Origin of the sequence: Shewanella sp. ZOR0012 (genome assembly GCF_000798835.1) — a bacterium.
Lineage (GTDB): Bacteria > Pseudomonadota > Gammaproteobacteria > Enterobacterales > Shewanellaceae > Shewanella > Shewanella xiamenensis.
In genome coordinates this window covers 3,082,723-3,086,950 of the sequence record NZ_JTLE01000094.1, presented here as the reverse complement: position 1 = coordinate 3,086,950, position 4,228 = coordinate 3,082,723, and the positions used below count along the sequence as shown (strand labels likewise).

Annotated in this window: 4 protein-coding genes and 1 pseudogene; 2 read left to right on the top strand and 3 right to left on the bottom strand. The window is 43.4% G+C overall.

Going from position 1 to position 4,228, the window contains the following annotated elements; translation table 11 throughout:
* A pseudogene (locus L976_RS15220) lies at positions 1 to 653 on the top strand (transposase); the annotation flags it as partial.
* Between the two features lie 240 nt (positions 654 to 893).
* Positions 894 to 1,958 (top strand): GTP pyrophosphokinase, encoded by a 1,065-nt coding sequence (locus L976_RS15215; RefSeq protein WP_197062283.1) that lies wholly within the window; start codon positions 894 to 896, stop codon positions 1,956 to 1,958.
* 551 nt (positions 1,959 to 2,509) lie between these two features.
* Here the strand turns inward: L976_RS15215 and xthA are convergent.
* Genes xthA through L976_RS15200 form a run of 3 tightly spaced genes read right to left on the bottom strand, consistent with a single transcriptional unit; the run spans position 2,510 to position 4,166 of the window.
* Positions 2,510 to 3,322, bottom strand: a complete 813-nt coding sequence (gene xthA / locus L976_RS15210; protein ID WP_047538039.1) for an exodeoxyribonuclease III — start codon at positions 3,320 to 3,322, stop codon at positions 2,510 to 2,512.
* Positions 3,322 to 3,621 carry a YciI family protein gene (locus L976_RS15205; RefSeq protein WP_011072939.1) on the bottom strand — a complete coding sequence of 100 codons (300 nt, stop codon included), beginning with the start codon at positions 3,619 to 3,621 and terminating at the stop codon, positions 3,322 to 3,324. The genes xthA and L976_RS15205 overlap by 1 nt, the downstream gene beginning before the upstream one ends.
* The gene (locus tag L976_RS15200; protein WP_037420040.1) at positions 3,621 to 4,166 is read right to left on the bottom strand and encodes a septation protein A; all 546 of its coding nucleotides are present in this window, start codon (positions 4,164 to 4,166) and stop codon (positions 3,621 to 3,623) included. The genes L976_RS15205 and L976_RS15200 overlap by 1 nt, the downstream gene beginning before the upstream one ends.
* Between the last annotated feature and the right edge of the window lie 62 nt (positions 4,167 to 4,228).

The following is a 4,228-nucleotide window of genomic DNA, read 5'->3' as shown; positions in this document are numbered from 1 at the left end:
CAGCAGATTAAAGCATTCAATCGCCCTTTATCGCAGTCGTTTGTGTGATATTTCATGGTTTATGCGCTGTTTGAATGAACCGATAGCAAGACAAGCAAATCAAGAAGATAACTGCACAGGTCGTTTCTGGGAGGGGCGGTTTACCCATTTATTTTATATAGAATCAAGCCCTACTCGATGAAGCCGTGGTATTAGCTTGTATGACTTATGTTGATTACTCTTTATTAAAAGAAAGTCCTATCAGAGCCCAACTGGCTGATACACCAGAACAATCCGACCATACCAGTATTCAACTACGCATTCGGGCGGCGTTTAAAGGTGAGCAGCCAAGCAATCTCCTGCCTTTTATTGGCAACGAGTACGACAACCAACCCAATGGCATTGCGTTTGTCTTAACCGATTACCTTCAATTGGTGGATGATACCGGCCGAATCATTCGCAATGATAAACGTGGATACATCAGTGAAAATAGCGCCAAGTTACTGACCAGATTAAATATCACCCATAAAAATTGGCTCAGGCTGACCACCGAGTTTGGAAAACTATTTCACGGTCCAGTAGGCACATTGTAAGAACAGAGCGATTACTGCGAACATCTCGAAAAGCAACGATGGCACTTTGCGGCAAGCTGCCAGCACTTGCGCTGCAACTGACAACGACTTTATCACTCTGAAAGCAGTTCTTTCCAAACACCTCCCAGTCACTATGGGACGATTTACCTCGTCTGAAATCCCCCATTTTTAAGTGAATTAGCGCAATCTATTGCGTTATATGCTGTCCATACGACTGGGGATGGTTCCTATTTAAGCCATTTTAACTCGGACAAGTTGTAGATAAACCGAAAGTGCATTATGTTGTTGATTTAAGATGGATGGCCGGATTTATTCTCGAATATGATGGAAGATAAAAATTCAATTTGGCTTGATAGTGCTTTAAAAACACATTCTAGGCTTACAGAATCGGTTATTACGGTATTTGAAAACTTGCTCAAAGCAAATAGTATAGATTTTTTAGCTGTAACAGGTCGAACAAAAGATAAAAAGAGTGCGTTGGAGAAGATCACAAGAAAAGGGTATAAGAAACCAGAAGTTCAGATGACTGATCTCTCCGGCGTTAGGGTTATCCTCTACTTTGAGTCGGATGTTGATCGAGTCTCGAACTTGATTTCAGACTCATTTGGTGTTGATAAAAACAATTCATTAGATAAAAGCAAGGTGCTTTCAAAAGACCAAATCGGATATCGTTCAGTACACTTTGTGTGTACTCTTGGCAACAAGAGAGCAACATTACCAGAGTATTCCAAACTTACGGATTTAAAGTTTGAAGTTCAGGTTAGAACTGTACTTCAACATGCTTGGGCAGAATTAGCTCATGATAGTAACTATAAGTTTTCAGGTTCTCTGCCACCTGAGATTGAGCGAAAGTTATATCTTTATGCCGGTATGTTAGAGATAGCAGATAAAGGGTTCGATGAATTATCTTCACAAATTGACTTGTATAAACAATCAATTGATGAAAAGTCTAAGCTAGGTGATTACACCGCAACGATAGATTCAATTAGTTTAAAGGAATACTTTGGTTTTTGGGTTGAAGAGAACGGTATTACTCTAAGTAGTGATATTATTCAAAATAATACTAGTGAATTGATTCGAGAGTTGAACTCTTTCGGCGTAAATACACTGGAAGACCTTATAACCATAATTCCTAAAGGTTATGTCGAGGCGTATAAAGAGGTCGGGGAACGTTCTAATGTCTTTGGTATTGTAAGAGACTGGATGTTGATTACCAATTGGCAAAAGTTCCTAGATAATGTCTCATTTAATTGGGTGGTTGACAGTGATGCTCTAAAGCTTTTAGGTAAGTTTATTACAGGAGAAAACCTTACAAATATGCTTAAAGCTTTAGATGAGCATGATGCACTAATCTTAGACGAACATGACGAAGAAGATATAGGCTGACAAGCAATTTTAGAGTGATTCCCAACGCGTGGCATTTTTCATTCTATAGTTGAGTTTTGTGTTTATGACGGTATGGTTAAGGTCAGCGGTAGCGTTGATCACACCTTAAGTGGGTGTTACCCGTACAAATTTCAATCCAAAACTGATGAATAAGAGTTCAGGGACTCACTCGGAATTGTCCTAAAGCTGCTTCGTATTTCTTTAAGATTTACTCTCGAAGCCAATGCTAAACAGGTGAGCCATGGCAATTAGCGAGACGACCGTCCGCCCATGGCCGCTCTTTGGCATCCATGCCATCGCGGCATTCGTGAATCCATTCACATCAGACGGGGCGGCCCTGCATCCACGGATGGACTTGCTGCGCGTCGATGAGTGAATTCCGTGGCTTACGGTTAATCTGTGGCTGAAGCTAAGCTCACAACTTTTCTGCGATGTATGCTGTTCATTTTTAACTTACTTGTGCCAATCTCATTCTGCTTAAGTCACTCTTAAACAAAAACATCGGCTTAGGCCGATGTTTTTATATCGATTAAAGAAGTTACTCAAGCGAGTTAGGCTTCTTTAAAGGTGCTCCAAATTGGCGCGTGATCTGAGGGTTTATCGATACCGCGCAGATCGTAATCGACGTCGGATTCGATTAAACGTGCGGCCAGTGACGGCGTGGCTAAGATCACATCGATGCGAAGACCGCGGTTATCATCGAATCCTTTGCTGCGGTAATCGAACCATGAATAACGTTCGCAGCGGTCGGGGTGCAGTTGACGGAAGGTATCCACCAATCCCCAATCTTGCAGGGTTTTGAGCCATTCACGCTCTTCGGGTTGGAAGCTGCATTTTCCGGTTTTTAGCCAACGCTTGCGGTTGACTTCACCGATGCCGATATCCAAATCGATGGGCGAAATATTGATATCCCCGATAATGGCGATATCTTCATCGTTGCTATGATTAGCGTGCAAATGCGCCATTAAGTCCTGATAAAACTTACGCTTAGCAGGGTACTTAGTCGGATGGTCAATGCTTTCGCCCTGAGGGAAATAACCATTCAGCACAGTTAGCGGACGGCCATTTGCCTGAGCAAAGGTGCCGATAATCATGCGGCGCTGGGCATCTTCTTCATCGGTTGCAAAACCCTTTTGCACCTTAAGCGGGGCAACTTTGGAGAGCATAGCTACGCCATAGTGTGCCTTGCCACCGTGGTAATGCACGTGATAACCCATGGCCTCAACTTCGGCGAGCGGGAAGGCTTCATCGTGCACTTTGGTTTCTTGCAGGCCGATAATGTCGGGCTGATGGCTGTCGATTAACGCTTGCAATTGATGCAGGCGAGAACGCAATCCATTGATATTGAAAGAAACGATTTTCATTAAGGCAGAACTCGTTTGAAGGGTTTTACCACAACGCTTTGATATACGCCCGCCGCGAAGTAAGGATCGGCATCTGCCCAGGCTTGAGCTGTGGCTAACGAATCGAAATCCGCAACCACTAATGAGCCGCTAAAACCCGCATCGCCAGGGTTTTCGCTATCAATAGCGGGGTGTGGACCCGCAACCAGCAAACGACCTTCATCGGCCAGTTCCTGTAAGCGTGCTAAATGCGCAGGGCGCGCCGCTAAACGTTTTTCTAAGCTGTTCTCAACATCTTGAGCTGAAATCATATACCACATTATTTGAGTTCCTTGCGTTGATCTTCGGGAAGATGTTTATAAAGGTAAAAGACGGTGATTACGGTATTAATCAGGGTTAAGGCGGTGAGGCCAAACACTTTAAAGTTCACCCAAGTTTCTAATGGCAGACTAAAGGCGACATAGATATTGACTAGGCCACAGATGGCAAAAAAGCTTACCCAGTACCAAGTTACATGTGCCCAAATATTATCGGCCACCTTCATCTCTTTACCCAACATGGACTTTAAAATCGACTTGTCGAGTAGTTGGCTCACGCCAAGGGCTAGGGCAAATAACGCATAAATAATAGTGACTTTCCACTTGATAAAGGCATCGTCATGGAACACTAAGGTGAGGGTGCCAAACACTGTCACCATAGCGAAGGTAATCAGGTGCATCTTCTCCAATTTTTTATACAGCGCATAGGTCACGACTAATTGCAGTGCGGTGGCTGCGATTAAGGCGCCACTGGCGATATAAATATCGAAAAATTTATAGACGGCAAAAAAGATAACGAGTGGCAAAAAATCAAGCAGTTGTTTCATAAATAATCGTGTTAAGAAGACGTGGGCTTGAGTGTAGCACGGGGGGCTAGAGGGAAAAAGCC

Excerpts from the sequence above, each read along its gene's own strand:
- L976_RS15215 (WP_197062283.1), top strand. The coding sequence starts at position 894 with ATGATGGAAGATAAAAATTCAATTTGGCTTGATAGTGCTTTAAAAACA.
- xthA (WP_047538039.1), bottom strand. The coding sequence starts at position 3,322 with ATGAAAATCGTTTCTTTCAATATCAATGGATTGCGTTCTCGCCTGCAT.
- L976_RS15205 (WP_011072939.1), bottom strand. The coding sequence starts at position 3,621 with ATGTGGTATATGATTTCAGCTCAAGATGTTGAGAACAGCTTAGAAAAA.
- L976_RS15200 (WP_037420040.1), bottom strand. The coding sequence starts at position 4,166 with ATGAAACAACTGCTTGATTTTTTGCCACTCGTTATCTTTTTTGCCGTC.